General features: G+C 58.8%; 18 protein-coding genes and 1 riboswitch. Of the genes, 4 read left to right on the top strand and 14 right to left on the bottom strand.

Annotated elements, in window-relative coordinates; all coding sequences use genetic code 11:
* Positions 1-83: 83 nt before the first annotated feature.
* Positions 84-254: riboswitch (FMN riboswitch) on the top strand.
* A gap of 102 nt (positions 255-356) precedes the next feature.
* Positions 357-866 (top strand): 6,7-dimethyl-8-ribityllumazine synthase, encoded by a 510-nt coding sequence (locus tag QRN31_RS19260; protein WP_285433826.1) that lies wholly within the window; start codon positions 357-359, stop codon positions 864-866.
* A gap of 129 nt (positions 867-995) precedes the next feature.
* Here the strand turns inward: QRN31_RS19260 and astE are convergent, their stop codons facing one another.
* The 7 genes from astE to QRN31_RS19225 form a co-directional block, all read right to left on the bottom strand.
* Positions 996-2,006, bottom strand: coding sequence for a succinylglutamate desuccinylase (gene astE / locus QRN31_RS19255; RefSeq protein ID WP_285433825.1), 1,011 nt, complete (start codon positions 2,004-2,006; stop codon positions 996-998).
* A gap of 12 nt (positions 2,007-2,018) precedes the next feature.
* Positions 2,019-2,306 (bottom strand): hypothetical protein, encoded by a 288-nt coding sequence (locus QRN31_RS19250; protein ID WP_033056735.1) that lies wholly within the window; start codon positions 2,304-2,306, stop codon positions 2,019-2,021.
* A 19-nt stretch (positions 2,307-2,325) separates the two neighbouring features.
* On the bottom strand, positions 2,326-3,672 hold the full coding sequence (gene astB / locus QRN31_RS19245; RefSeq protein WP_285433822.1) for an N-succinylarginine dihydrolase: 1,347 nt from the start codon (positions 3,670-3,672) through the stop codon (positions 2,326-2,328).
* Between the two features lie 163 nt (positions 3,673-3,835).
* Positions 3,836-5,305, bottom strand: a complete 1,470-nt coding sequence (astD, locus tag QRN31_RS19240) for a succinylglutamate-semialdehyde dehydrogenase (RefSeq protein ID WP_285433938.1) — start codon at positions 5,303-5,305, stop codon at positions 3,836-3,838.
* Positions 5,302-6,327 carry an arginine N-succinyltransferase gene (astA, locus tag QRN31_RS19235; RefSeq protein ID WP_285433820.1) on the bottom strand — a complete coding sequence of 342 codons (1,026 nt, stop codon included), beginning with the start codon at positions 6,325-6,327 and terminating at the stop codon, positions 5,302-5,304. The genes astD and astA overlap by 4 nt, the downstream gene beginning before the upstream one ends.
* Before the next feature lie 83 nt (positions 6,328-6,410).
* A complete protein-coding gene (gene aruF / locus QRN31_RS19230) occupies positions 6,411-7,430 on the bottom strand; it encodes an arginine/ornithine succinyltransferase subunit alpha (protein ID WP_090187112.1) in 1,020 nt (339 codons plus the stop codon).
* A 227-nt stretch (positions 7,431-7,657) separates the two neighbouring features.
* Entirely contained in the window at positions 7,658-8,878 is a 1,221-nt protein-coding gene (locus QRN31_RS19225) for an aspartate aminotransferase family protein (RefSeq protein ID WP_140667446.1), read from the bottom strand.
* 286 nt (positions 8,879-9,164) lie between these two features.
* Between QRN31_RS19225 and QRN31_RS19220 the strand changes: the two genes are divergently transcribed.
* A complete protein-coding gene (locus QRN31_RS19220) occupies positions 9,165-13,880 on the top strand; it encodes a dermonecrotic toxin domain-containing protein (RefSeq protein ID WP_285433816.1) in 4,716 nt (1,571 codons plus the stop codon).
* An 8-nt stretch (positions 13,881-13,888) separates the two neighbouring features.
* On the opposite strand, the gene QRN31_RS19215 is transcribed toward QRN31_RS19220, so the two are convergent.
* From QRN31_RS19215 to acs, 7 genes are all read right to left on the bottom strand, one after another.
* Entirely contained in the window at positions 13,889-14,869 is a 981-nt protein-coding gene (locus tag QRN31_RS19215; protein ID WP_285433814.1) for a GlxA family transcriptional regulator, read from the bottom strand.
* Positions 14,870-14,982: 113 nt separating this feature from the next.
* Positions 14,983-15,747, bottom strand: a complete 765-nt coding sequence (locus QRN31_RS19210) for an ABC transporter ATP-binding protein (protein WP_007943885.1) — start codon at positions 15,745-15,747, stop codon at positions 14,983-14,985.
* Between the two features lie 27 nt (positions 15,748-15,774).
* Positions 15,775-16,887, bottom strand: coding sequence for a M14 family metallopeptidase (locus QRN31_RS19205; protein ID WP_285433812.1), 1,113 nt, complete (start codon positions 16,885-16,887; stop codon positions 15,775-15,777).
* A 1-nt stretch (position 16,888) separates the two neighbouring features.
* A complete protein-coding gene (locus QRN31_RS19200; protein ID WP_285433810.1) occupies positions 16,889-17,587 on the bottom strand; it encodes an ABC transporter permease in 699 nt (232 codons plus the stop codon).
* A complete protein-coding gene (locus QRN31_RS19195; protein ID WP_090187128.1) occupies positions 17,584-18,273 on the bottom strand; it encodes an ABC transporter permease in 690 nt (229 codons plus the stop codon). The genes QRN31_RS19200 and QRN31_RS19195 overlap by 4 nt, the downstream gene beginning before the upstream one ends.
* A 91-nt stretch (positions 18,274-18,364) precedes the next feature.
* On the bottom strand, positions 18,365-19,138 hold the full coding sequence (aotJ, locus tag QRN31_RS19190; RefSeq protein WP_285433809.1) for an L-arginine-binding protein AotJ: 774 nt from the start codon (positions 19,136-19,138) through the stop codon (positions 18,365-18,367).
* A 706-nt stretch (positions 19,139-19,844) separates the two neighbouring features.
* On the bottom strand, positions 19,845-21,800 hold the full coding sequence (acs, locus tag QRN31_RS19185) for an acetate--CoA ligase (protein WP_285433808.1): 1,956 nt from the start codon (positions 21,798-21,800) through the stop codon (positions 19,845-19,847).
* Positions 21,801-22,273: 473 nt separating this feature from the next.
* Between acs and QRN31_RS19180 the strand changes: the two genes are divergently transcribed.
* Together QRN31_RS19180 and QRN31_RS19175 are read left to right on the top strand one after the other, a co-directional pair.
* Positions 22,274-22,537, top strand: coding sequence for a DUF2790 domain-containing protein (locus tag QRN31_RS19180; RefSeq protein ID WP_090187135.1), 264 nt, complete (start codon positions 22,274-22,276; stop codon positions 22,535-22,537).
* Between the two features lie 188 nt (positions 22,538-22,725).
* Complete coding sequence (locus tag QRN31_RS19175) at positions 22,726-23,040, top strand: hypothetical protein (protein WP_285433807.1); 315 nt, start codon at positions 22,726-22,728, stop codon at positions 23,038-23,040.
* Positions 23,041-23,535: the final 495 nt, after the last annotated feature.

Raw genomic sequence — 23,535 nt, 5'->3', positions numbered from 1 at the left:
CGATATCAATCATCAGAAAGCAGCGGTGCGCAGCCCACAAATATGTGTTAAAAACGCTTCGCCGCCAAACAATCTGGCGGCAAAAACGTTCTCAGGGCGGGGTGCAACTCCCCACCGGCGGTAATTGCGCGCAATGCGCATAGCCCGCGAGCGCTTGGCGACAGGCACGGCAATGGCTGTGCTGGCGACAAGGTCAGCAGACCCGGTGTGATCCCGGGGCCGACGGTCATAGTCCGGATGAAGAGAGAACGGGATTGGCGCCAAAGGGCCGCCCGCAGGCATTCGTGCGAGCGTGCGTACCCTTAAATCCCATTCGATTCATATGCCCTGTTTTATACATAAACAGGAGTCAGAACATGCAACCCACCGCAATCGATAGCAAAAGCAAAAACCATCAGGGCGAGCGCGTTGCGTTCATCCAGGCCTGCTGGCACAAGGAAATCGTCGATCAGAGCCGTAAAGGCTTCGTCACCGAAATGATTGCGCAGGGTTATCAGGAGTCGGACATCGATTTCTTCGAAGTCGGCGGCGCCTTTGAAATTCCATTGCACGCCAAATTGCTGGCCAAGTCCGGTCGATACGCCGGCATCGTCGCTGCCGGCCTGGTGGTTGATGGCGGGATCTACCGTCACGAATTCGTCGCCCAGTCGGTGATCAGCGGCCTGATGCAGGTTCAGCTGGAAACTGAAGTGCCGGTGTTCTCGGTGGTATTGACCCCTCATCACTTCCATGCCGGCGAAGAACATCAGAAGTTCTTCTTCGAGCATTTCGTGCATAAAGGCCAGGAAGCGGCGAAGACGTGTGCCGATACGCTGCACAAGATGCGTGCGTTGCGTCGCACCGAGCCGCGCGCCTTAGCCGTCTAGTCGTATGATCGTTCCCACGCTCTGCGTGGGAATGCCTCTATGGACGCTCTGCGTCCGCTTCGGCAGGGGACGCGGAGCGTCCCGGGCTGCATTCCCACGCGGAGCGTGGGAACGATCATTGCGCGAAAGTCAGGCGAGGTTTTCGTCGGTGGCGGGCACGATCAGGATGCCGGCACGCAGGCCGTTCTTGACCTTGGGGTTGGGGAAGATGATCCGGGCGCCCTGCTCTTCGATGATCCAACGGGTCTGGGCGATGTCTTCGGCCAGCACGTAACCCACATCCAACTCCGAAAAATTTTCAATGTCCGCTGGCAGGTTCAAGCGAAAGCTATCGCTGTGCTTGATGATTTCCCGGGCCACGCTAAACAGCTGCAAACCATTGAGGTCTTCATCCGCCAGCGTGGGTTCGTTGCCTTCGATAATCTGTTGCAGACGCTTTTCCAGCAGCGAAACGTTAACCCCTTCGTTCTGCCCGAACGGACGCGCCTTGCCCAACTCAAGGGTAAAAGACTCGGCACCGAGCTTGTCGTAGGTGTAGGAGCTGAAGACGATGGACGGTTTGTTCTGCAGCAACACCGCTTCCATGCCAGCGGCGCGCAGGCGAGCCAGCTCCAGGCGTGAATGCTGGCGACCTTCCTTCCACGGGTACAGCGCGAACTGCTCGATTTTCGAGCCACGGATCGCGGTATGCAGGTCGTAATGCAGACGGTTACGGTCCGGCAAGCTGAAGAAACTGGCAGCCAACCGCTCAAGCTCGCAGGCGCGCAGGGCTTCGGAACCGCTGGTTTGTTCGTGACGGCCATTGAACAGCCGATTGACGTCCTGCTCGACGAAACGCTCGCCTTTGCGAATGGCTTCCGGGTTACCGAACAGGAACAGAATACGGGCGCGCGGCTTGAGATCGCCGCGAGCAATGTCGTGCAACAGCCGATCGAGCAACTCGATCGGCGCTGTTTCATTGCCATGGATACCGGCTGACAGCAGCAGGTCCAGGCCATTGTCGCGAGCCTCAGGCGGGCGGACTTCCAGCGCGCCTTCGCTCAACCAGCGCATGCGCACGCCTTCGACAGTCAGTTGAGTCTTCTCTGCCGGTTCGCGGCCGGCGAGGGTCAGTTCAAGCAGTTTGCCGAGGGCGAGCATAGAGCGGTTTCCTTAGTGGTCGTGTGCGCAATCCGGGCCGTGCACGTGGTCTTCGTCACCGACTTCAGCCGGTTCCATTTCCAGTTGCAGACTTACCAGATTAGTCGCCAATGGGCGCAGCAGCAGGTTAGCGTATTCGGCATCACCCTCTTCAACGTCCACGCCGATCAGCAGCTGGCCGCGGCCATCTTGCTGGATCCACAGCTCTTTGCCTTGCCACATGACCGCGACGCGGGTGCAGGAAGTTTCCAGTTGCGTGCCGTCGGTGTCTTCAAGGATCAGCTGCAGGGTATCGCTCATGTCTTTACGCTCTCGACTTTCAATTAATCTGGAATGGATAAACCGCGCCCAGTTTAAGGATTTGCGTCAGTTCATCCAGTGCCGTCCGGCACTCAAGCAGCAATTGCGGGTCCGCGAGATCGTTTTCGGTCATGCGGTCGCGGTAGTGCTTGTCGACCCATTCGGTCAGGGTGCCGTACAACGGTGCCGTCATAATAACCCCTGGATTGACGGCCGCCAGTTCGGTTTCATTCAAAGCGACGCGCAAGCGCAGGCAAGCCGGGCCACCGCCGTTTTGCATGCTTTGCTTCAGGTCAAAAACCTTCACTTCGCGAATCAGGCCGCCGGAGCTGGTCAAGCTTTGCAGGTATTGCCAGACACGCTCATTGCCACGGCACTCTTCCGGCACGATCAACAGCATCGTTCCATCAGGACGCGTCAGCAACTGGCTATTGAACAGGTAGGAACGAACGGCGTCTTCGACGGTTACGGCGGAACGCGGCACGCAGATTGACTGGAATTTGCCGCCGACCTTGGCCAGTTTGCTTTGCAGTTCGGCGAGCATCTGTTCGGTGTCGAGGAACGCGTCCTCGTGATAGAACAGCACCTCGCCGTTACCCACCGCGATCACGTCGTTGTGGAAAACGCCCTGATCGATCACCGAAGGGTTCTGCTGGGCGTAGACCACACCGCCCTCGCTCAGACCGTGCAGACGGGCCACCGCTTGCGAGGCTTCGAGGGTCTGGCGCGCCGGGTATTTCTGCGGTGCCGGGTAACGAGTGTCGAACGCGCTGCGACCGAACACGAAGAATTCGACGCCGGCTTCACCGTATTCACGGCAGAAGCGCGTGTGGTTGGCAGCGCCTTCATCACCAAACTGCGCCACGGCCGGCAAGGCGGCGTGGTGAGCGAAGTGCTTCTGGTCAGCGAACATGGCGCCCAGCACTCGACTGGTCGTCGGGTGCTCGATGCTGCGGTGGTATTTGCAATTGAGGTTGGCAGCGGTGAAATGCACGCGACCGTCGGCCGTGTCGGCACTCGGGCTGACCGTGGCGGCGTTGGCTACCCACATGCTCGACGCCGAGCAACTGGCAACCAGCAACGGCATCGCGTCTTTTGCCGCCTGCTCGATCACTTGTGCGTCGGTGCCGCTGAAACCCAAGCGGCGCAGGGCGGCGACGTCCGGGCGTTCTTGCGGTGCCAGAACGCCTTGCTGAAAGCCCATTTCCATCAGCGCTTTCATCTTCGCCAGGCCTTGCAGCGCGGCTTCCTTGGGGTTCGAAGATTGCTGGCTGTTGCTCTGGGACGCTACGTTGCCGTAGGACAGGCCGCCGTAGTTATGGGTCGGCCCCACTAGACCGTCAAAATTGACTTCATAGGATTTCATCAGCGAGGCTCCACGAGAATCTGTTGTTATAGGCTTCAGTAACTGTTCAGTGCGACCGGGTCGCGGCCTTCGCCAGCAGGCTGGCTCCCACAGTGATTGGGGTAGTACACAAAATGTGTGAACACCAACGAACCTGTGGGAGCCAGCCTGCTGGCGATAGGCGTTACGCCATCTTCACGCCTGGCGTGAGAGCAGCAGGCAACACCAGGCTCGGGGTTTCCAGCGATGCCACCGGGTACGCGCAGTAGTCTGCGGCGTAGTAGGCGCTGGCGCGGTGGTTGCCCGAGGCCCCGACACCACCGAATGGCGCGCTGCTTGCTGCACCGGTCAGTTGCTTGTTCCAGTTGACGATACCGGCGCGGCTTTCCAGCCAGAACTGCTGATAACGCGCTTCGGAATCGGACAGCAAACCGGCCGCCAGGCCATATTGGGTGTCATTGGCTTCTGCGATCGCCGCCTCAAAGTCAGCGTAGCGGATCACTTGCAGCAATGGACCGAACAGCTCTTCATCTGGGCGATCGACCACGGCCGTCACGTCCAGGATGCCGGGGGTCAGCAACGCGGCTTGCGCCTGAGGCTGAGTCATTTCCAGCAGCGCCACGGCGCCATTGGCCATCAACTGTTCCTGCGCATCCATCAGGGCTTTGGCAGCGCCCAAGGAAATCACCGAACCCATGAATGGCGCCGGTTGCTTGTCGAAGGCTCCAACCTCAATGGTCGAACTGACCTCCACCAAGCGTTCCAGCAACGAATCGCCCCAGGCACCTTGCGGCACCAGCAAGCGGCGCGCACAGGTGCAACGCTGGCCAGCAGAGATGAAGGCCGACTGAATGATGGTGTAAACAGCGGCATCAAGGTCTGCCACTTGATCGACCACCAGCGGGTTATTACCGCCCATTTCCAGCGCGAGGATCTTGTCTGGACGACCGGCAAATTGCTGGTGCAGGTGGTTGCCGGTACGGCTCGACCCGGTGAAGAACAAACCGTCGATCCCTGGGTTCGCCGCCAGGGCGATACCGGTTTCACGAGCGCCTTGCAGCAGGTTCAGCACGCCGGCCGGCAGGCCCGCTTCGATCCAGCATTTGACCGTCAGCTCGGCGACTTTCGGGGTCAGCTCGCTCGGTTTGAACAGCACGCTGTTACCGGCCAGCAGCGCCGGAACGATATGACCGTTCGGCAAATGGCCAGGGAAATTGTAAGGACCAAACACCGCGACCACGCCGTGTGGCTTGTGGCGCAATACGGCAGTGGCGTCGCCCAACGGGCCGCTCTTCTCGCCGGTACGCTCGCGGTAGCTTTGCACCGAGATCGCAATCTTGTTGACCATGCTGGTCACTTCAGTTGCCGATTCCCACAGCGGCTTACCGGTTTCTTCGCCGATGCAGCGCGCCAGTTCGTCAGCGTTATTTTTCAGTGCCGCGGCAAAGGCCTCAAGCACGGCAATGCGTTCGTCCAGGGTACGACGGGCCCAGCCCGGGAACGCCTGACGCGCGGCTTGCACGGCGGATTCAACCTGAGCGGCGGTTGCGCCCTCGCCGGCCCACAACACTTGCTGGGTGACCGGGTTCAGCGATTGGAAGGCTTCGCCCTGACCGGCCAGCCACTCACCTGCGATGTATAGCGAATTCATTATTTCGACTCCCGAGCAGCAGACAACGCAACGGCGCGCACTTGATCGCCGGCGTTGAGTTGAAGGCGTTTGGCGGTCAGCGGATCGACCACCAACGTACCGGCGGCGAGACGTGCTGGCGCGGCGGTGATCCGGCAGTCTTCGCGCTTGCGGTTGTGAATCAGGAAAGGCGTCGCGTCGTCACCCGGCGTGCCGATGGCCAGCACCAGTGCCTGGCTGTCACGCACTGCGCGGATCTTGCCGGTTTCGCACTCGACCGCAGGGCCGGCATCGAAGATGTCGACGTAGCCTTGATAGCTGAACCCTTCGCTCTTGAGCATCGCCAGGGCCGGCTCGGTGTCCGGGTGAACCTGACCGATGACATTGCGCGCGTCCGGCGACAGGAAGCAGGTGTACAGCGGGAATTTAGGCATCAGTTCGGCGATGAACGCCTTGTTGCCCACGCCGGTCAGGTAATCGGCCTGGCTGAATTCCATTTTGAAGAAGTGACGACCCAGGCTTTCCCAGAACGGCGAGCGCCCCGCTTCGTCGGACACACCGCGCATCTCGGCGATGATCTTGTTGCCGAACAGCTGCGGAAACTCGGCGATGAACAGCATCCGCGCCTTGGCCAGCATGCGGCCATTAAGGCCCGTGCGGTAATCGGCGTGCAGGAACAGCGAGCACAATTCCGAATTGCCGGTCAGGTCGTTGGCCAGGAACAGGGTCGGAATCTCGCGGTAGATATTCAGCTCTTGCGAGGCACTGACCGTCAGGCCAACCCGGAAGTTGTACCAAGGCTCACGCAGGCCGACAGCGCCGGCGATGGCGGAAATGCCCACCACGCGTCCGTTATCGTCTTCGAGTACGAACAGGTAGTCCGCATCGCCCCGCCCGGCTTCGCCGCGAAAGGTCTTCTCGGCCCAGCCAACCCGGTGGGCCAGACGCTCTTCATTGGCCGGCAACGTAGTCAGGCCGGTGCCGGTACTGCGGGCCAGGTCGATCAGAGCGGGTAAATCGCTGCTGCGTACGGGACGAACGATCATGCTATCTCCTCAAACGGGTCGCTTGCGCCACCCGCGAAACACTGTTGCTTACTAGGCATTCTTTCCAGGCATAGCAGCAGGCGTTAAACCGCCACCAGGCGCACGCTGGCACCTTCACCGACGCCCAAGGCTTCAGCCGCTTCCAGATCCAGGGTCACGGGTTTGCCTGGCGCGTAATCGAGCTCAAGCAACACGGCGCGGTAATCCTGCAACTGGGCGTTGGCCACCAGGTACTGACGACCGACACCTTTGACCGCCTCGCCGATTTTCACTGGCACCACACGGCTCTGGGCGATGGAACGAATCCCCGAAACACGGGCATGCAAGGTTGGACCGCCGTCGAAAATGTCGATGTAGTGATCGGTCTCGAAGCCTTCGCGCATCAGGATGTCGAAAGTGATTTGCGCACGAGGGTGCACCTGGCCCATCGCTTCTTGAGCGGAGTCCGGCAGCAGCGGCACATAAATCGGGTAATGCGGCATCAGCTCAGCCAAAAACGTCCGGCTCTTCAGGCCGCACAGGCGCTCGGCTTCAGCGTAGTTGAGGTCGAAGAAGTTGCGACCGATGGCATCCCAGAACGGCGAGTCGCCATTCTCATCGCTGTAGCCGACGATCTCGGTCACCACGGAATCGGCAAAACGCTCCGGATGGCTGGCCACGAAGAGCAGACGTCCACGGGAGTTGAGCTCCGCCCAAGGCGACCCAACCAGCTCGCGCTGCACGTAGAAACTGGTCAGCAAGCTGTTACCGGTCAGGTCGTGGCACTGGGAAAGCACGTGAATCTTGTTATGAATCTTCAGCTCGCGGGAAGCGTGCACGAAGGTTTCATTACGAAAGCTGTAGAACGGCTCGGAATAACCGGCCGAGGCAACGATCGCCGAGCAGCCGACCAGTTTGCCGGTGGCCGTGTCTTCAAGGACGAAGAAATAGCTCTCTTCGCCATTGAAGCTGACTTCGGCGGCGAACGAGGCTTCGCTTGCTGCGATCTTGTCGCTCAGGCGTTCAACGTCATCCGGCAAGGAAGTGACACCAATCGGGCTGTCCGCAGCCAGACGCTGTACCTCGCCCAGATCAGCCATTTGCGCGGGGCGCATCACCAGCATGGTGTCACTCCTTAATTTCAGAATTTACAGAAGAAAAAATCCCGGGCCATCCCTGAAACAACTCAGAGTCAACTGTGGGAGCTAGCCTGCTAGCGATATCGTCCTGTCAGGCAACAATGATGTTGGCTATCAGGCCCTCATCGCTAGCAGCTAGCTCCCACACTTTTGATCCAGCCCGAAACAAAAATTTGGATCGACGCCTGAATTGTCAGGCGTCGAAGGGTCTATCAGGCTTGCGTCAGTTTGGCGGCAGCGCGTTCGAAGCGGTCCAGGCCAGCATCGATATCCGCGTCTTCAACCACCAGGCTTGGCGCGAAGCGAATCACGTCAGGGCCGGCTTGCAGAATCATCAGGCCTTCGCGTTCGGCGGCGTTGAAAATGTCCTTGGCCTTGCCCTTCCAGGCATCGCTCAGCACACAGCCGATCAGCAGGCCCAGGCCACGCACCTGAGTGAACAGGCCGTACTTCTCGCCGATCTGCTCAAGGCGCGCCTTGAACTTGTCGTGCTTGGCATTGACGCCGGCTAGCACTTCAGGGGTGTTGATCACGTCGATCACCGCTTCAGCGACAGCGCACGCCAGCGGGTTGCCGCCGTAAGTGGTGCCGTGAGTGCCGACGACCAGGTGTTTGGCCAGGTCTTCGGTGGTCAACATGGCTGCGATCGGGAAACCACCGCCCAGGCTCTTGGCACTGGTCAGGATGTCCGGGGTCACGCCGTAATGCTGGTAGGCGAACAGCTTGCCGCTGCGGCCCATGCCGGTTTGCACTTCGTCGAACACCAAAAGCGCGTTGTGCTCGGTGCACAGATCACGGGCGCCTTGCAGGTAAGCCAGTTCGGCCGGCAACACGCCGCCCTCGCCCTGAATCGGTTCCAGCACCACCGCGCAGGTCTTGTCGGAAATGGCCGCTTTGAGCGCCGCCAGATCGTTGTACGGCACGTGGGTGATGCCGGTAATTTTCGGACCGAAGCCGTCGGAGTACTTCGACTGGCCACCGACGTTCACGGTGAACAGGGTACGGCCGTGGAAACTGTTCAGCGCGGCGATGATTTCGTACTTCTCTGTACCGAAACGATCGAAGGCGACGCGACGGGCCAACTTGAAAGCGGCCTCGTTGGCTTCGGCACCGGAGTTACAGAAGAACACGCGCTCGGCAAAAGTAGCGTCGATCAGCTTATGGGCCAGGCGCAGGGCCGGCTCATTGGTGAACACGTTGGACACGTGCCACAGCTTGTTCGCCTGCTCGGTCAAGGCACCGACCAGCGCAGGATGCGCGTGGCCCAATACGTTAACGGCAATCCCGCCGGCGAAGTCGATCAGCTCGCGGCCGGACTGGTCCCAAACGCGGGAACCGGCGCCACGCACAGGGATGAATGCGGCAGGCGCATAGTTGGGAACCATTACCTGGTCAAAATCGGCGCGTTCTACCGCAGCGTGCTCAACGGACATCGGAGTCTCCTGATGAGGAACACTCGCCGGGAACTGGCGAGCTTGGTGAGGATTGTAAGGACAGTTTTCAGCCCGGCCTTGCCGCCAAGCGACAACTTCTTATAGCGCAAACCCCGGTTTTTCCCGGGTTTACGGCAATGCGACATATAGGGTCGCAAAGGCGCAGTTTAAACCGCCGGCACAGGTTATAGGCAGGCTTGTCGAGCGGTGCGGTAAATATGTACCGCACACGGTGCTTCATCGTTTGTTTTGCTTGGCGTCCATCCAGCCGCTAAGGGAATAGCGCATGAATCAGCAAGAACCGGAACCAATGGCTCAACCAGACGCGCATTTCCAACATGCGTTCAATAATCTGCCCGACTGGGTGTTGAAAGCATCACCGGCAACACGAGGCGCATTGAAAAGCGCTCCACTGGCAGCGCCTGAATGGCACACCACTGCCACCCGCGAACAGCTGCTGTCATTGAAAACCGCCAGCGCGCAACACTGGACTCAGCGCAACAAGCTGGAGTCGATGCTGGATAAACTGCAAAGCGCCCGAGACTTTGCCGAACCGCTCCTGAGTAATGCGTTAAAGAGTCGCTTCGGCCTGGAGCTGGACGTCAGGACAACCTTCCTGCGCCTGTACATCCCGCAAACCACGCCGTGGTTCGCGATCAAAACCGGTGCGGCACGCACCTGGACGGTTTCTCTACTGGATGCGGCGCTGCACAATTTTGAAGATTCGGAGACCGCGGCGCAGGCTTATGAATCCGCCTCGACGTTCATCACCAAACCTTCGCCCACCGGGCAATTCGATACGTTGCCGACGATCAAACGCCAACTGTCCATTCAGGACTTCACCCGCTTGTGCAGGGAACTGGATATCGGCGCCCAGTACGAGGCGCACCTCAAGGACAATCTGGGGTTTACCAACCCGGTGGCCGGCGCGGTATTGAAGGCGAGTGTCATCGCCACGCACAAGGCGGCCCTTCGCTCCGCACTGCAACTGGCTCACGCTCGCGAAGACCTGCCAGCCGATGCGTATCGTTCGATACTCGCGATCGTCGAGGGCCGCAAAAACGTAATGCTCGGCAACTGGCGACTGCACGCCCATGATCTGAAAGTGATGTCCTCAGCGCTGACCGGGATCGTCATTTTTGCGCCGCGACTCGATCTCAAATCGCAAGCATCGCGGATCATCGTTTACATTCCCGACGACCCGGAACATCCGCTCAAACAGTACCCCGACACCCTGTCGTTCATGGCGGACCTGACTCGCAAACTGCGCTCCCCCGACTACCAAACCTTCTTCAGCCGTTTTGTCGATCATGGGCAACGGGGTGATTTTTTCGCCGACCTCAACCGTCGACTCAGCGGCGTGACCTGGCATGAGCACACACGCGGCGACCCACGGCCAAGCTGGCGCGATACACCCATCGACAAGCCGAACCTGCAGTTTTCGCTGAGCCCGATCAATAGCTGCCTGTGGATTCACCTCTATCAGCAACAACTGAACAAAATCCTCAATGACGCACGCACCCTCGCGGTCTCGACCGCCAGTGCCGACCGAAACGCACGATGGGCAGCGTGGGACGCCTTCAGCCGTGTCGCCCAATCGATTCTTGAAGCGGCATCGTTCGTTGCGTTGCCTTTTGTGCCTTTCCTGGGAGAGGTGATGCTGGCCTACATGGCTTATCAGGTCCTCGACGAAACCTTTGAAGGCATCATCGATTGGGCCGAAGGTCTGAAAACAGCAGCCTTCGAACAACTGATGACACTTGTCGAAACTGTGGTTGAAGTGGGCGCATTCGCAGTCGGCGGCGCCATGGCGGCGGGGGCATTCAGTCGTCTGCTGTCTCGCGAAACCGTGGCGTTGCTGTCGCCGCTCAAAGCAGTCGATACCCCGACAGGCAAAACCCGATACTGGAAGCCGGACCTGACACCGTACGAACAATCTGTCGATCTGCCCACTGCCGCCACACCCGATCACCTGGGCTTGTATCAGCATCAGGGCAAAACGCTGCTGCGCCTTGAAGGCAAACGCTATTGCGTCAATCCGAACAGTGAAACAGCGCAGTTTCAGATTGAGCATCCGCACCGACCCGATGCCTATCAGCCGCCCCTGCGGCACAACCGGCATGGCGCCTGGCAGACCACTCTGGAGCAACCGCTGACGTGGGACCGGGAAACCGTGATGCGCCGCCTCGGTCACAGCGTCGAGTCGCTCAGCAATACAGAACGCGAACAGATCCTGCAGATCAGCGGCTTCCACGACAATGTCCTGCGCGAGACGCATGTCGAGAACCAACGCCCGCCTTCCCTGCTGACCGACACCATCAAACGCTTCAAAATCGACCGCGATATTCAGGCCCTCGTCGAGCAGCCCCTTAGCGATCACCCCGATCTTTACCAAGCCCTCAACCAGCGCAAATCGTTGTTCGAATCGCGCTACCGTCTTCTTGAAAAAACCGACGACCCACACGTTCAACTGGTGCTCGGTAGCGCCCAAGGTTTACCGACAGACATCGCACAAGAACTGGTGAGCAACACGACCGGCACCGAGCTGATGCAACTGGAGAATGGTCGTGTGCCTCAGCGTCTCAAGGACGTGGCGGCGAAAGCCATGGAAGCGGTGCGCGGCGCCCGAGCGTTTGAGGGGTTTTATCTCGAAGGCATGGACACGGCGGACACCCATCGACTGGCATTGCATAGTCTCGAGTCGATACCCGGTTGGCCGCTCGGACTGCGCATCGAGGTCAGGGAATATTCCCCTGAAGGCACCTTGCGCGACAGCATCGGCCATGAGGACGCCACACTCGTCAGAACACTGGTGCACGCAGATGACGGCAGTTACCAGGTCCATGAAGTCTCTGATGTGCCCGTCGATTTTTATCACGCCATTCTTCAGGCACTGCCGGATTCCGGACGCACGACGCTGGGCTTTTCCGTTGAAGACGGCTTGGCTTTCAAACGGCACATCGCCGAGCACGCCCAGAACCAACCGGGTCTACGTAGCGTGTTTGCGAAAAATCCGCAGCGAAAACCTTACTATGACCCGACCACCATGCGCCTGCCGGGCGGGGCTGATGGTTATGGTCGCGTTGACCCCAATTCACCCTCGCTCGATGACAGGGTACGCGAGGTGTATCCCGACCTAGCTCCAAACGAACTGCGGACGCTGGTCGCTCGCTTGCAACAACATCCCGATGGCGCTCGCGTCGAGCTGACCCGCCTGAACCGCGAACTTGTCCGACTGAACCAAGACCTGCGCCAATGGATAAACGAGGCGCCCACCATCCACCCTGAAACCAGGCTCGCACTCAGCAATCTGGAACGCCAGGTCGAACAGCACAATCGTCAATTGCTGGCCCAGGAAATCCAGCGCAGCTGGCGTCGACAATCAGACCCAGACCTGGACGCGCCAGACATCGGCCCCCGTTACGCGTTGCGTTTCAATGAGCCGATCCTGGGCGATCTGCCGACGCTGACGGCGGACTTCAGCCATGTCTCACTGCTGGCGCTGGAAGGCCCTCGAGCGGAACAGGGCATACACGGTTTCCTGCAGCGTTTCCCTCACCTGCGCCGCTTGGATTTGCGCCGTTTCACCCTGACCGCCCTGCCCGACGCCATCCCCAAAATGGCCAACCTCGACGCATTGGTGCTCAACGATTGCGCCATCAAGTTTGACGGCCTCACCTGGTCAAAACTGTCCCCACTGAAAAAACTGATGATGCTGGACCTGCACCGAAATCCTTTCGATACAGTTCCCCACATCGACTCGTTTCCAGAACTCGTGCACCTGGACCTGAGCGAAACAGGCTTGATCAACATCCCCGGCAGCGCGCTGCGTCACCCGAAACTCGACGCGCTCCTGTTAATGAACAACGCCATCACCGAATTGCCGCCCGGTTTTTTCGACAGTTCGCTGTACGACAAACGCGGTGTACATCTGTCATCAAACCCGCTGACCGACAGGGCACGGCAACTCATCAAACTTCATTACCTGGAAACCACCTTCGACCTGGGCGTCAATGCCCCAGACGCCGACATTCAGCGCGTCAGGACGCTTTACCCGGGCCGGGACATCGAACGAGCCAGCGAGTTTGTCTACGATTTGCCGGGCACACTGGAAGATGGCCGCATAGAGCTGACCCGTCTGGAAGCGGAGCTCGCTCGGCTAAGCAATGATCTGGCAGCCTGGACCGCTGACCTGCCGCCCCTGCACCCACTGACCGGCGAACCGTTCAATGCGTACCAATTGTTTGCCGAACATGCCAACCGCGACGAATTCGTGAGAGTGCTGGAGCGATGCTGGCGGCAAGAGTCCGAACTGGATGATTTCAATGATTCGCTTGAGCCCATGTATGAGCTTGTCTTCGATCAGCCCATCCATGGAGAACTGCCATCACTGAGTGCCGACTTCAGTCATGTGTCCGCACTGGAACTTCGAAGCGCCGATGGCGTGACTCAGGTCGGGCGTTTCCTGGAGTCCTTCCCCAACCTGAAAAGCTTGAGGCTGCGTGAATTCGACATCGCCGACATTCCCGAACCGGTATTCAAGATGGGTCAGTTGCGCTCACTGTCATTGCCCGACTGTCGCGTCAGCCTGTCCGCCTACTCGGTAAACGCATTGGCCGGAATGGAACAGCTCGATTATCTCGACTTGGGCCTGAACCCACTGGCGCGCACACCGGACTTGAGCCAAATGACCGATCTTGCGACCGTTCTACTCCCGAAAACCGGTATTACGACAATACCCAACGGCCTGTTTTCGCTAACCCAACTGGATTGGGCGGATTTAAGCGATAACGCAATCACCGACATCCCGAGCGACATCATGGAATTGCCCTTGGAAGTAGCGGAAACCATAAATTTACGGGGCAATCCGTTTACCGAAGAAGCGCTGCTACGACTGATCAGCCATTTCGAAAACACCGGCCTGGATTTCGGCGTGGAAGAGGTGATCAATCGAGGCGAGATGCAAATGTCGTCCACGGAAGGGTCCGAAATAGACGAATAAATTCGCCGTCAGCCTCGTTCCGACGGCACCGACGACAACTCGAACGGGCTGCTGCTGCGCCGCTGGTTGCGATCTTCCCGCGGCGTGGCGCCGAAGAAATTGCGGTAAGCGCTGGAGAAATGCGGCCCCGACGAGAAGCCACACGACAAACCGATCTGGATGATCGACTTGCTGGTTTGCATCAACATTTGCCGGGCCTTGTTCAGGCGCAGTTCCAGGTAGTACTGGCTCGGCACGCGGTTGAGGTATTGCTTGAAGATCCGCTCCAACTGCCGACGGGATACGCACACGTGCTGGGCGATTTCGTCGGTGGTCAGCGGCTCTTCGATGTTGGCTTCCATGAGCAACACGGCTTGGGTGAGCTTCGGATGGCTGGAACCGAGACGGTTCTGCAGCGGAATACGCTGGCGCTCGCCGCCTTCGCGGATGCGCTCGACCACCAGCTCTTCGGAGACCGCACCGGCCAGTTCGGCACCGTGATCGCGGGCCAACACCGCCAGCAGCAAGTCGAGAACCGACAAGCCACCGCACGCGGTCAGGCGATCACGATCCCAGTCGAACAGATGACTGGTGGCGATGACTTTCGGGAAACGTTCGGCGAAATCGTCTTGCCAGCGCCAATGCACGGCGGCGCGGTAGCCATCGAGCAAACCCAGTTGAGCCAACGGGTAGACACCGGCCGACAAACCACCAATCACACAACCGGCTCGCACCAACTGCTTCAACGAACTGCTGAGCGGCGGCGCGAGTGTGGTCGGCGGCTCATCGGCGAGCAAAAACAGTTTCTGGAAATTTTCGAGCTTGCCGGCCCACGGTTCACCCGGCAATTGCCAGGCGCCTTCGGTCGGCGGTTCGGCCTGCAAAAACGAGAGTTCGTAGACAACGTCCGGGTGCACACGCTGGGCAACACGCAAGGCCTCCTCAGCCAGCGCAAGCGTCAGTGCTTTAGTGCTGGGCCAAATCAGGAAACCAATTCGATGGGCAGTCATGGCGGGCAATCCGAAACGAAAACAGTGTTAGAAGCCGAAAGCGGCTGCAACCAAATTAGACCATTTGGCGCGCGGTGCGCAGCATGACCTAATTTGGTGCGTAACGGGAGCGATTACTTGAGGCTACCCGAGAGGAATTGTTGCAGGCGTTCGGACTGTGGATTGACCAGCACCTCACGCGGGTTACCGCTTTCCTCAACGACACCTTTGTGCAGGAACACCAGCTGGTTCGACACTTCACGGGCAAAACCCATTTCGTGCGTGACCACCACCATGGTCCGGCCTTCTTGTGCCAGGGCTTGCATCACCTTCAACACGTCGCCGACCAGTTCCGGGTCGAGGGCGGACGTCGGTTCGTCGAACAGCATCACCTCAGGTTCCATCGCCAATGCACGGGCAATCGCCACGCGCTGCTGCTCGCCGCCGGACATGTGGCCCGGATAGGCATCCTTGCGGTGGCCCACGCCTACTTTGTTCAAGTAGTGCTCGGCTTTTTCACGGGCTTCAGCCTTGGACATGCCAAGCACGTGGACCGGCGCTTCCATGATGTTTTCCAACGCGGTCATGTGCGACCACAGGTTGAAATGCTGGAACACCATCGACAGGCGCGAACGCATGCGTTGCAACTGTTTCGGGTCGGCGGCCTTCAGGGCGCCATCCTTGTTGGCGACCAGTTTCAGCTCTTCGTTGTTGAGCAGAATCTTGCCCGCGTGCGGCTGCTCAAGCAGGTTGATGCAACGCAGGAAGGTACTTTTGCCGGAGCCACTGGAGCCGATGATGCTGATCACATCGCCAGCCGCCGCTTTCAGGGACACGCCCTTGAGCACTTCGTGACTGCCATAGCGTTTATGCAGGTCTTGGACTTCAAGTTTGTACATGCGGTCGGTTCTCACAAAAACAGTCAGTCAGTCGTTGAGCAAGCGCCCGTGACGCAGCGCTTCGCGCCCCGCCACCTTGGCCAGCCAGAAACCGGGTTGGGCATAACGCAGCCGTTCAATGGCAAACAGCACCCCGGACGTACCAGCACACACCGTGCTGACCCGATCCGCTAACGGATCGATCACTTCGAAAATCTCATCGCCGGCTTCAATCCATTCACCGGGTTTACGCAGGAAACTCACCACACCCGGGTGTGGTGCAAACAGCAATTCGGTGCCTTCGAACGGCAGGCCTTCGCACGCTTCCTGCGCAGGCTTTGGCCATTCGCCGCTGATCAGCCCTTGCTCGGCGAGGAACGCCAGAATGCCTTCGGCATAAGCACAGGCTTCAGCGCGACCGGTGTCGGCCTGACCACCCAATTCAATGGTAGTCGCCAGGCAGGCCAGCGGAATTTGCGCATCGGGAAACTGACGCGACAGGCGCAACCACGGCAGCGAGCAAGCTTCATCGAAGGAACTGCCACCGGAATCTTCCGCCAGCAGCCCCACTTTCACGTCCAGGTGCGCGGCGAGGGAACGCCATTGCGGCCAGTGCTGCGGCAAGGCATACATGTGCAGCGCCGCTTCGGCATCGCAATGCAGATCCAGCACCACATCGGCGGTGCAAGCGTGGCTGAGCAAGATGCGCTGCATGCCTTGCAACTGGCTCGCGGCCGGCGGCAAGGCGTCGAGTGCATCACTCATCGCCTGGCGAATCATGCGGATGTTGGCGTGCGGATCATCACCCAGACGCCCGTCCAGCGCAGCGGCCACTGGCGCGCTCAGCTCGACGAAATCGCGGTTGAAGTTCTTGCCGCTGCCCGCCTCGAAACGTCCTTGATGGCTGCCTTGCAACAGCTGACCGAGGCCCAGTGGGTTGGCCACTGGCACCAGTTCGATCACACCGTTGAGCAAGCCTTGGGCTTCGAGTTCGGCCAGGCGCTTTTTCAGCTCCCAGGCCGTGCGCATCCCCGGCAGCTCATCGGCGTGCAGGCTGGCCTGAATGTAGGCTTTGCGCTCGCCAGTGCCGAAGCGGAACACCGAAATCTGGCGTTCGCTGCCCAGGTGGCTCCACGGCAATGAATGATCGATGCGCTCCATATCAGTGCTTCCGCGGGGCCAGATAGCCCAGCCAGCGGCCCTCGGCCAGTTTGAACAGCTTGACCAGAATGAAGGTCAGGCACAGGTAGAACACACCGGCCGTGATGTAGGCTTCGAACGGCAAGTAGAACTGGGCGTTGACCGTACGCGCGGCACCGGTGATGTCGATCAGGGTCACGATGGACGCCAGACTGGTGGTCTGCAACATCATGATCACTTCGTTGCTGTACTGCGGCAGCGCCCGGCGCAGGGCCGACGGCAACAGGATGCGCTTGTACAATTTGTAGCGCGACATGCCCATCGCCTTGGCCGCTTCGATCTCACCGTTCGGCGTGGCGCGCAGGCTGCCGGCGATGATTTCAGCGGTGTAGGCACTGGTATTGATCGCGAACGCCAGGCACGCACAGAACGTTGCGCTGGACAGCCACGGCCACAGGAAGCTCTCACGCACCGCTTCGAATTGCGCCAGCCCGTAGTAGATCAAGAACAGCTGCACCAACATCGGCGTGCCGCGGATCACGTAGGTGTAGAGCCAGGCCGTCATGTTGACGATCGGCTGCTTGGAAACGCGCATCAAGCCCAGTGGCAAGGCGCACAGCAGGCCGAAAAACAGCGACAGCGCGAGCAATTTAAGGGTGGTCACCAGGCCGCCGAAGTACAGCGGCAAGGCCTCCCAAATGACGTTGTAGTCGAAGATCATAGATCAGCCGCCCTTACGCCTACCGAGTAGCGCTTCTCAAGGTGACGCAATGCCAGCAACGAGACGCTGGTGATTACCAGGTACATCGCCGCCACTGCGAGGAAGAAGGTGAAAGGCTCGCGGGTGGCATCTGCCGCCTGCTTGGCCTTGAACATCATGTCTTGCAGACCGACCACCGAAATCAGCGCAGTCGCCTTGGTCAATACCAGCCAGTTGTTGGTGAAGCCCGGAATCGCCAGACGAATCATCTGCGGCACCAAGACCCGGAAGAACACCTGAAAACTGCTCATGCCGTACGCCATGCCAGCTTCTGCCTGACCTTTGGGGATCGCCATGAAGGCGCCACGGAAGGTTTCCGACAGGTACGCACCGAAGATGAAGCCCAGGGTGCCGATACCGGCGGCCAACGGGTTCAGGTCGATGTAATCGTTAAAGCCAAGCATCGGTGCGACACGGTTAAGCAAATCCTGGCCGCCGTAGAAAATCAGCAGGATCAGCACCAGGTCGGGAATACCGCGGATCACCGTGGAGTACAGATCGCCCAGCCATGCCAGCCAGCGAACCGGTGACAGACGCAATGCAACGCCGATCAGACCCAGAACGATGGCCAGGGCCATGGACGACAAGGCGAGCTGAAGCGTCAGCCATGCGCCATCGAGGATGACAGCCCCGTAGCCTTTCAACATGATTCAGGTCCTCGAATGTTGGGATGAAAAAATGGCGCAAACCTCAGAGATCCTGTTGCTTGCGCCATTTCGGACTTGTCGCTTGGACGTGTTACTTGCCGTAGATATCGAAGGCGAAGTATTTGTCCTGGATTTGCTTGTACTTGCCGTTCTCGCGAATGGCAGCGATCGCGGTGTTGATCTTGTCTTTCAACGCGTCGCCCTTGCGAACCGCGATACCCACGCCGTCGCCGAAGTATTTGACGTCGGTGAAGGCCGGGCCAACGAAGGCGAAACCTTTGCCGGCGTCGGTTTTCAGGAAACCGTCATTGAGCAGCGTAGCGTCTGCCACGGTGCCGTCGAGGCGGCCAGCAGCCACGTCGAGGTAGATTTCGTTCTGCGAACCGTACGGCTTGACCTCAGCACCCAGCGGGGCCAGGACTTCGCGAGCGAAGCGCTCGTGGATCGAACCACGTTGCACGCCGATGTTCTTGCCCTTGAGCTCAGTCAAGCCTTCGCTGACTTGAGTGCCTTCCTTCATGACCAGGCGGGCCGGGGTGTTGTAGTACTTGTTGGTGAAGTCCACGGACTTCTTGCGGTCTTCAGTGATCGACATGGACGACAGGATCGCGTCGATCTTGCGCACTTTGAGTGCCGGGATCAGACCGTCGAACTCTTGCTCGACCCACACGCACTTGACCTGCATCTGTTCGCACAGGGCGTTGCCGATGTCGTAGTCGAAACCAACGATGCTGCCGTCCGGCGCTTTGGACGCGAACGGAGGGTAAGCCGCTTCGATACCAATTTTCAGAGGCTTTTCATCGGCGAAGGTTGGCAGAGACAGCACGGACAGTGCCAGGGCGCCAAGCAGCACGAGTTTCTTCATCTTGGGACTCCATCGGTAAAGGGCTAAAACGGCAGAGTGAGCGACAGCCCAATATGCGAATGAGTGGAACCGGAAAAGCGATGCTGCGTTGTAGGAATCGCGCGTTATTTTCAACGCGGGCGACAACGAGCGAGTGATCGGCATTCTAACGACAGGCCCGAAGCCGATATTTCTTCAATGCGACAACTAATTACAGAAGCACCGAGAAAGCCGCTTGGGCGCGTTGACAGCCTTGCAAATTCATGCAAGAGCAAAAGACAGTTAACCGATCTATGCTGCAAATTGCGGGCCTATTATTGGCAAACCCTTCTAATCCGGCAAGCGCAGCGTTGTGTCTTATTTTTCAGAGTGGTTGCAGAGGCCCGGGAATGGGGCGATGCGTTTCTCAATGCCCCGTCTCCGAACACGCGGTTACACATTTAGTTACTTGAAGGGTGACGGGTAACAGTAGGAATGGGCTGACAGGTGAGCCGATAAATATTGGTTGAAAATCAACGTTGATCGTGCTGATCGTGCTGATCGTTCCCACGCTCCGCGTGGGAATGCCGCCCGGGACGCTCTGCGTCCCTTCCTGCGTGTGACGCAGAGCGTCACTGGATGCATTCCCACGCGGAGCGTGGGAACGATCCGTACACAAAACCCCAGGCAATAAAAAGCCCCGCCAGGCGCAATGCCTGGCGGGGCTTCAATGACTCAAGATTGTTACTTACGCAACATTCATGGTCTTGTGCGTCTCGATCAAATGCTGCACTACACCCGGATCCGCCAGGGTGGAGATATCCCCCAACCCATCGTATTCGGCCGTCGCAATCTTGCGCAGAATGCGCCGCATGATTTTGCCCGAGCGGGTTTTCGGCAAGCCTGGCGCCCACTGGATGACGTCCGGGGATGCAATCGGGCCGATCTCCTTACGCACCCAGTTTTTCAGTTCCAAACGCAACTGCTCGCTCGGCTCTTCGCCACTGATCAGCGTGACGTAGACATAGATACCCTGCCCCTTGATGTCGTGCGGCACGCCGACGACGGCGGCCTCGGCGACTTTCGGGTGAGCAACCATCGCACTTTCGATTTCGGCGGTGCCCATGCGGTGGCCGGAGACGTTGAGCACGTCATCCACACGACCGGTGATCCAGTAGTAACCGTCTTCATCGCGACGGGCGCCGTCACCGGTGAAGTACATGCCACGGAAAGTCTTGAAGTAGGTGTCAACGAACCGATCATGGTCGCCATACAGCGTGCGCGCCTGACCTGGCCACGAATCGAGAATCACCAGGTTGCCCTCGGCAGCGCCTTCGATGATGTTGCCCAGGTTATCCACCAAGGCTGGCACCACGCCGAAGAACGGACGTGCCGCAGAACCCGGCTTGAGCGCGTGAGCACCCGGCAGCGGGCTCATCAGCGTGGCACCGGTCTCGGTTTGCCACCAGGTGTCGACGATCGGGCAGCGGGACTGGCCGACGTTTTTGTAGTACCAATCCCACGCTTCCGGGTTGATTGGCTCACCGACCGAACCCAACAGACGCAGACTGCTGCCATCGGCGCCTTCAACGGCGGCCTTGCCCGACGCCATCATCGCGCGGATAGCGGTCGGCGCGGTGTAGAGGATGTTGACCTTGTGCTTGTCGACGATCTTCGCCACCCGAGTGATGTCCGGGTAGTTCGGCACGCCTTCGAACAGCACGGTGGTCGCGCCGTTGGCCAGCGGGCCGTAGACAATATAAGTGTGGCCAGTGACCCAGCCGACGTCGGCGGTGCACCAGTAGATTTCGCCCGGACGATAGTCGAACACGCGCTCATGGGTCATTGCCGCGTACAGCAGATAACCGCCAGTGGTGTGCTGAACACCTTTTGGCTTGCCGGTCGAACCGGAGGTGTAAAGGATGAACAGCGCTTCTTCAGCACCCATTTCTTTCGGCGCGCAGACCGTGCCCGCCACTTTCATCAGGTCTTCAAACCAGATGTCGCGGTGCTGGTTCCACTTGATGTCGCCACCGGTGCGCTTGCACACGATGACTTTTTGAATGCTGCTGGTTTCCGGGTTGGTCAGTGCGTCGTCGACGTTGGACTTGAGCGGGATCTTCTTGCCGGCACGAACGCCTTCGTCGGCCGTGATCACCACTTTGGATTTGCAGTCGATGATGCGGCCCGCCAGGGCTTCCGGCGAGAAGCCACCGAAGACCACCGAGTGAATCGCGCCGATCCGGGTGCACGCCAGCATGGCGACCACGGCTTCGGGGATCATCGGCATATAGATAGTCACCACGTCGCCGCGGTGCACATCCTGGCCGCGCAGGGCGTTGGCGAACTTGCAGACTTGTTCGTGCAGCTCGCGGTAGGTGATGTTGCGGCTCTCGGCAGGGTCATCGCCCTCCCAGATGATCGCAATTTGATCGCCGCGCTCGGCCAGATGGCGGTCGAGGCAGTTGTAGGAAACGTTCAGGGTGCCGTCGGCGAACCATTTGATGTCGACATGGTGATCGTCGAAGGACGTCTGCTTCACCGTGGTGAAAGGCTTGATCCAGTCGAGGCGCTTGGCTTGTTCGCGCCAGAAGCCGTCCGGATTGACGACGGACTGCTGGTACATCGCCTTGTAGGTCGCCTCGTCAGTCAGCGTGTTGGCCAGAACCTCGGGACGAACGGGATACAGGGAAGCCGCACTCATCTTTCTTACCTCGGTGGAATAGTTGTTTTTGTATGACCCTGTTGTAGCCGGGCCGGGCCTATAGAACCATTCGACGATGGTAGTAACAAGCCCCTACAAATTATCGTGATAAGCCCCGGACACGCCTGGAACGCACGTCCCAAACACCCCGCCAGCCCATTGGTTATGCGGCTTGAGCGCAAAAAGTAATAACGCGGTCCACTCGAAAAACCACGTCGCTATTTCGCTAATAAACCGCCTTTTACAACGTAAATCGGTGATTGTTACGAAATCTGTCAAAGGTGTTTATCAAAAGCCCACCTATATGAATGCAGACCCCACGCCTAAAATCTGCCTCGCCAACAAGGCAAACCCTGATTAACCAAGTTGCAGCCCCCACGAAGGCAGTTAATCAACCCACCAGTAATCAAGTTCCACACGCAACCCCAAAAAGGTTGCGTGACCCCACTCGACCTTTAAAAGGTAAAAAAGAAATGAAAGCTTTATTAGTTCTGGCCCTCAGCAGTCTGTGCGTAACCGCCATGGCAGACGAGGCTCCGACTGATGTTGCGCAGCAAAAACCGGCCATCGAGGAATACACCTACTCCACTCACCTGGACATCGCCAAAGTTATATCGATGAGTGAAGTCCCGGATGTGTGCGGCGTCGTTCCAATGAAAATGGAATACGACGACTCCAACGGTCAACGCCATATTCTTCGCTACAGCATCATGGGTAACGGCTGCTCTAACGGCTAATCACCCGGCACTCCCCTAAACGGTTCGACCCATCCGCCCGCTGTTTCAGGCAGATGAAGCGCCGAACCGTATAGATCGATTTTTACGATTGTTTTAAGCATTTATTTGCGCTTTTTAATCAAATTTGTCGGCGTAGTATGAATTCCACACCCAAGGCACAAAACGCCCACGAACCTGGAGCCACTACCATGAAAACCAAACTGATCCTCGCCCTGACCCTGTCTGTCCTGGCTGCCAACACCTTTGCTGCTGACGGCTACGACCGCACCGGCTCGGCGGCTTTCACCACTGAAGCGGCTGTTGCTGCTGACGGCTACGACCATACCGGCTCGGCCTCCTTCGCCGCTGATGGCGCCGATCACATCGGTGCAGGCAAACTCGCCGCTGACGGTTTTGATCACACTGGCACCGCCAAAGTCGCTGCCGACGGTTTTGATCACACCGGAGCCGCCAAGGTTGCTGCCGATGGCGCTGATCGCGTCGGTGCCGCTCGCTTCAGCTGATCATCGAGCGTGACTTACAGCCCGACTTCGGTCGGGCTTAGTTGTGTCTGGACCCACCGAAAACCGATTCAAAACACAACATGTAGTGAAAAACCGGTTTTTTTGGCTATTTTTTGAACAAAAAAATTGTTCGCCAAAATTTATGAAAAAAAATCTTCACCCGCGATATCCAGCCAAAGCCCTATAAACCCTCGCTCCGACCGAAAAACCTTCCTTCTCGACCGCTCCATGCGCGGATTCGCCCCACCACGGCCGCAAAAATTTCCCTATAATGCCGGCTTAAACGGGCCTGCAATATTCCCTTACAGGGATAACAGCCAGTCTGAAGCCCACGCCGAAGTCCTCACCGATTTCTGCGCCCGTCAGAGGCTCTCGGAACCCCGTACTAATTTATGTTTATTTGCCTGCGTGTACCGCTGCAAAAAACGCTATCCAACGCGGCCAGTAAGGTCGTGTGAAAAACCAACCATAGAGTTTTCACACGGGCATCTGGCC

The organism is Pseudomonas sp. fls2-241-R2A-110, from assembly GCF_030209165.1.
Classification (GTDB): Bacteria; Pseudomonadota; Gammaproteobacteria; order Pseudomonadales; family Pseudomonadaceae; genus Aquipseudomonas.
This window is presented reverse-complemented; position numbering and strand designations above follow the sequence as displayed.

Bases quoted from the DNA above. Each gene is read 5' to 3' on its own strand.
- QRN31_RS19175 (WP_285433807.1), top strand. From the start codon at position 22,726: ATGAAAACCAAACTGATCCTCGCCCTGACCCTGTCTGTCCTGGCTGCC.
- acs (WP_285433808.1), bottom strand. From the start codon at position 21,800: ATGAGTGCGGCTTCCCTGTATCCCGTTCGTCCCGAGGTTCTGGCCAAC.
- QRN31_RS19180 (WP_090187135.1), top strand. From the start codon at position 22,274: ATGAAAGCTTTATTAGTTCTGGCCCTCAGCAGTCTGTGCGTAACCGCC.
- QRN31_RS19215 (WP_285433814.1), bottom strand. From the start codon at position 14,869: ATGACTGCCCATCGAATTGGTTTCCTGATTTGGCCCAGCACTAAAGCA.
- QRN31_RS19195 (WP_090187128.1), bottom strand. From the start codon at position 18,273: ATGTTGAAAGGCTACGGGGCTGTCATCCTCGATGGCGCATGGCTGACG.
- astB (WP_285433822.1), bottom strand. From the start codon at position 3,672: ATGAAATCCTATGAAGTCAATTTTGACGGTCTAGTGGGGCCGACCCAT.
- aruF (WP_090187112.1), bottom strand. From the start codon at position 7,430: ATGCTGGTGATGCGCCCCGCGCAAATGGCTGATCTGGGCGAGGTACAG.
- QRN31_RS19225 (WP_140667446.1), bottom strand. From the start codon at position 8,878: ATGTCCGTTGAGCACGCTGCGGTAGAACGCGCCGATTTTGACCAGGTA.
- QRN31_RS19205 (WP_285433812.1), bottom strand. From the start codon at position 16,887: ATGGAGCGCATCGATCATTCATTGCCGTGGAGCCACCTGGGCAGCGAA.
- aotJ (WP_285433809.1), bottom strand. From the start codon at position 19,138: ATGAAGAAACTCGTGCTGCTTGGCGCCCTGGCACTGTCCGTGCTGTCT.
- QRN31_RS19250 (WP_033056735.1), bottom strand. From the start codon at position 2,306: ATGAGCGATACCCTGCAGCTGATCCTTGAAGACACCGACGGCACGCAA.
- QRN31_RS19220 (WP_285433816.1), top strand. From the start codon at position 9,165: ATGAATCAGCAAGAACCGGAACCAATGGCTCAACCAGACGCGCATTTC.
- QRN31_RS19210 (WP_007943885.1), bottom strand. From the start codon at position 15,747: ATGTACAAACTTGAAGTCCAAGACCTGCATAAACGCTATGGCAGTCAC.
- astA (WP_285433820.1), bottom strand. From the start codon at position 6,327: ATGATCGTTCGTCCCGTACGCAGCAGCGATTTACCCGCTCTGATCGAC.
- astE (WP_285433825.1), bottom strand. From the start codon at position 2,006: ATGCTCGCCCTCGGCAAACTGCTTGAACTGACCCTCGCCGGCCGCGAA.
- QRN31_RS19260 (WP_285433826.1), top strand. From the start codon at position 357: ATGCAACCCACCGCAATCGATAGCAAAAGCAAAAACCATCAGGGCGAG.
- QRN31_RS19200 (WP_285433810.1), bottom strand. From the start codon at position 17,587: ATGATCTTCGACTACAACGTCATTTGGGAGGCCTTGCCGCTGTACTTC.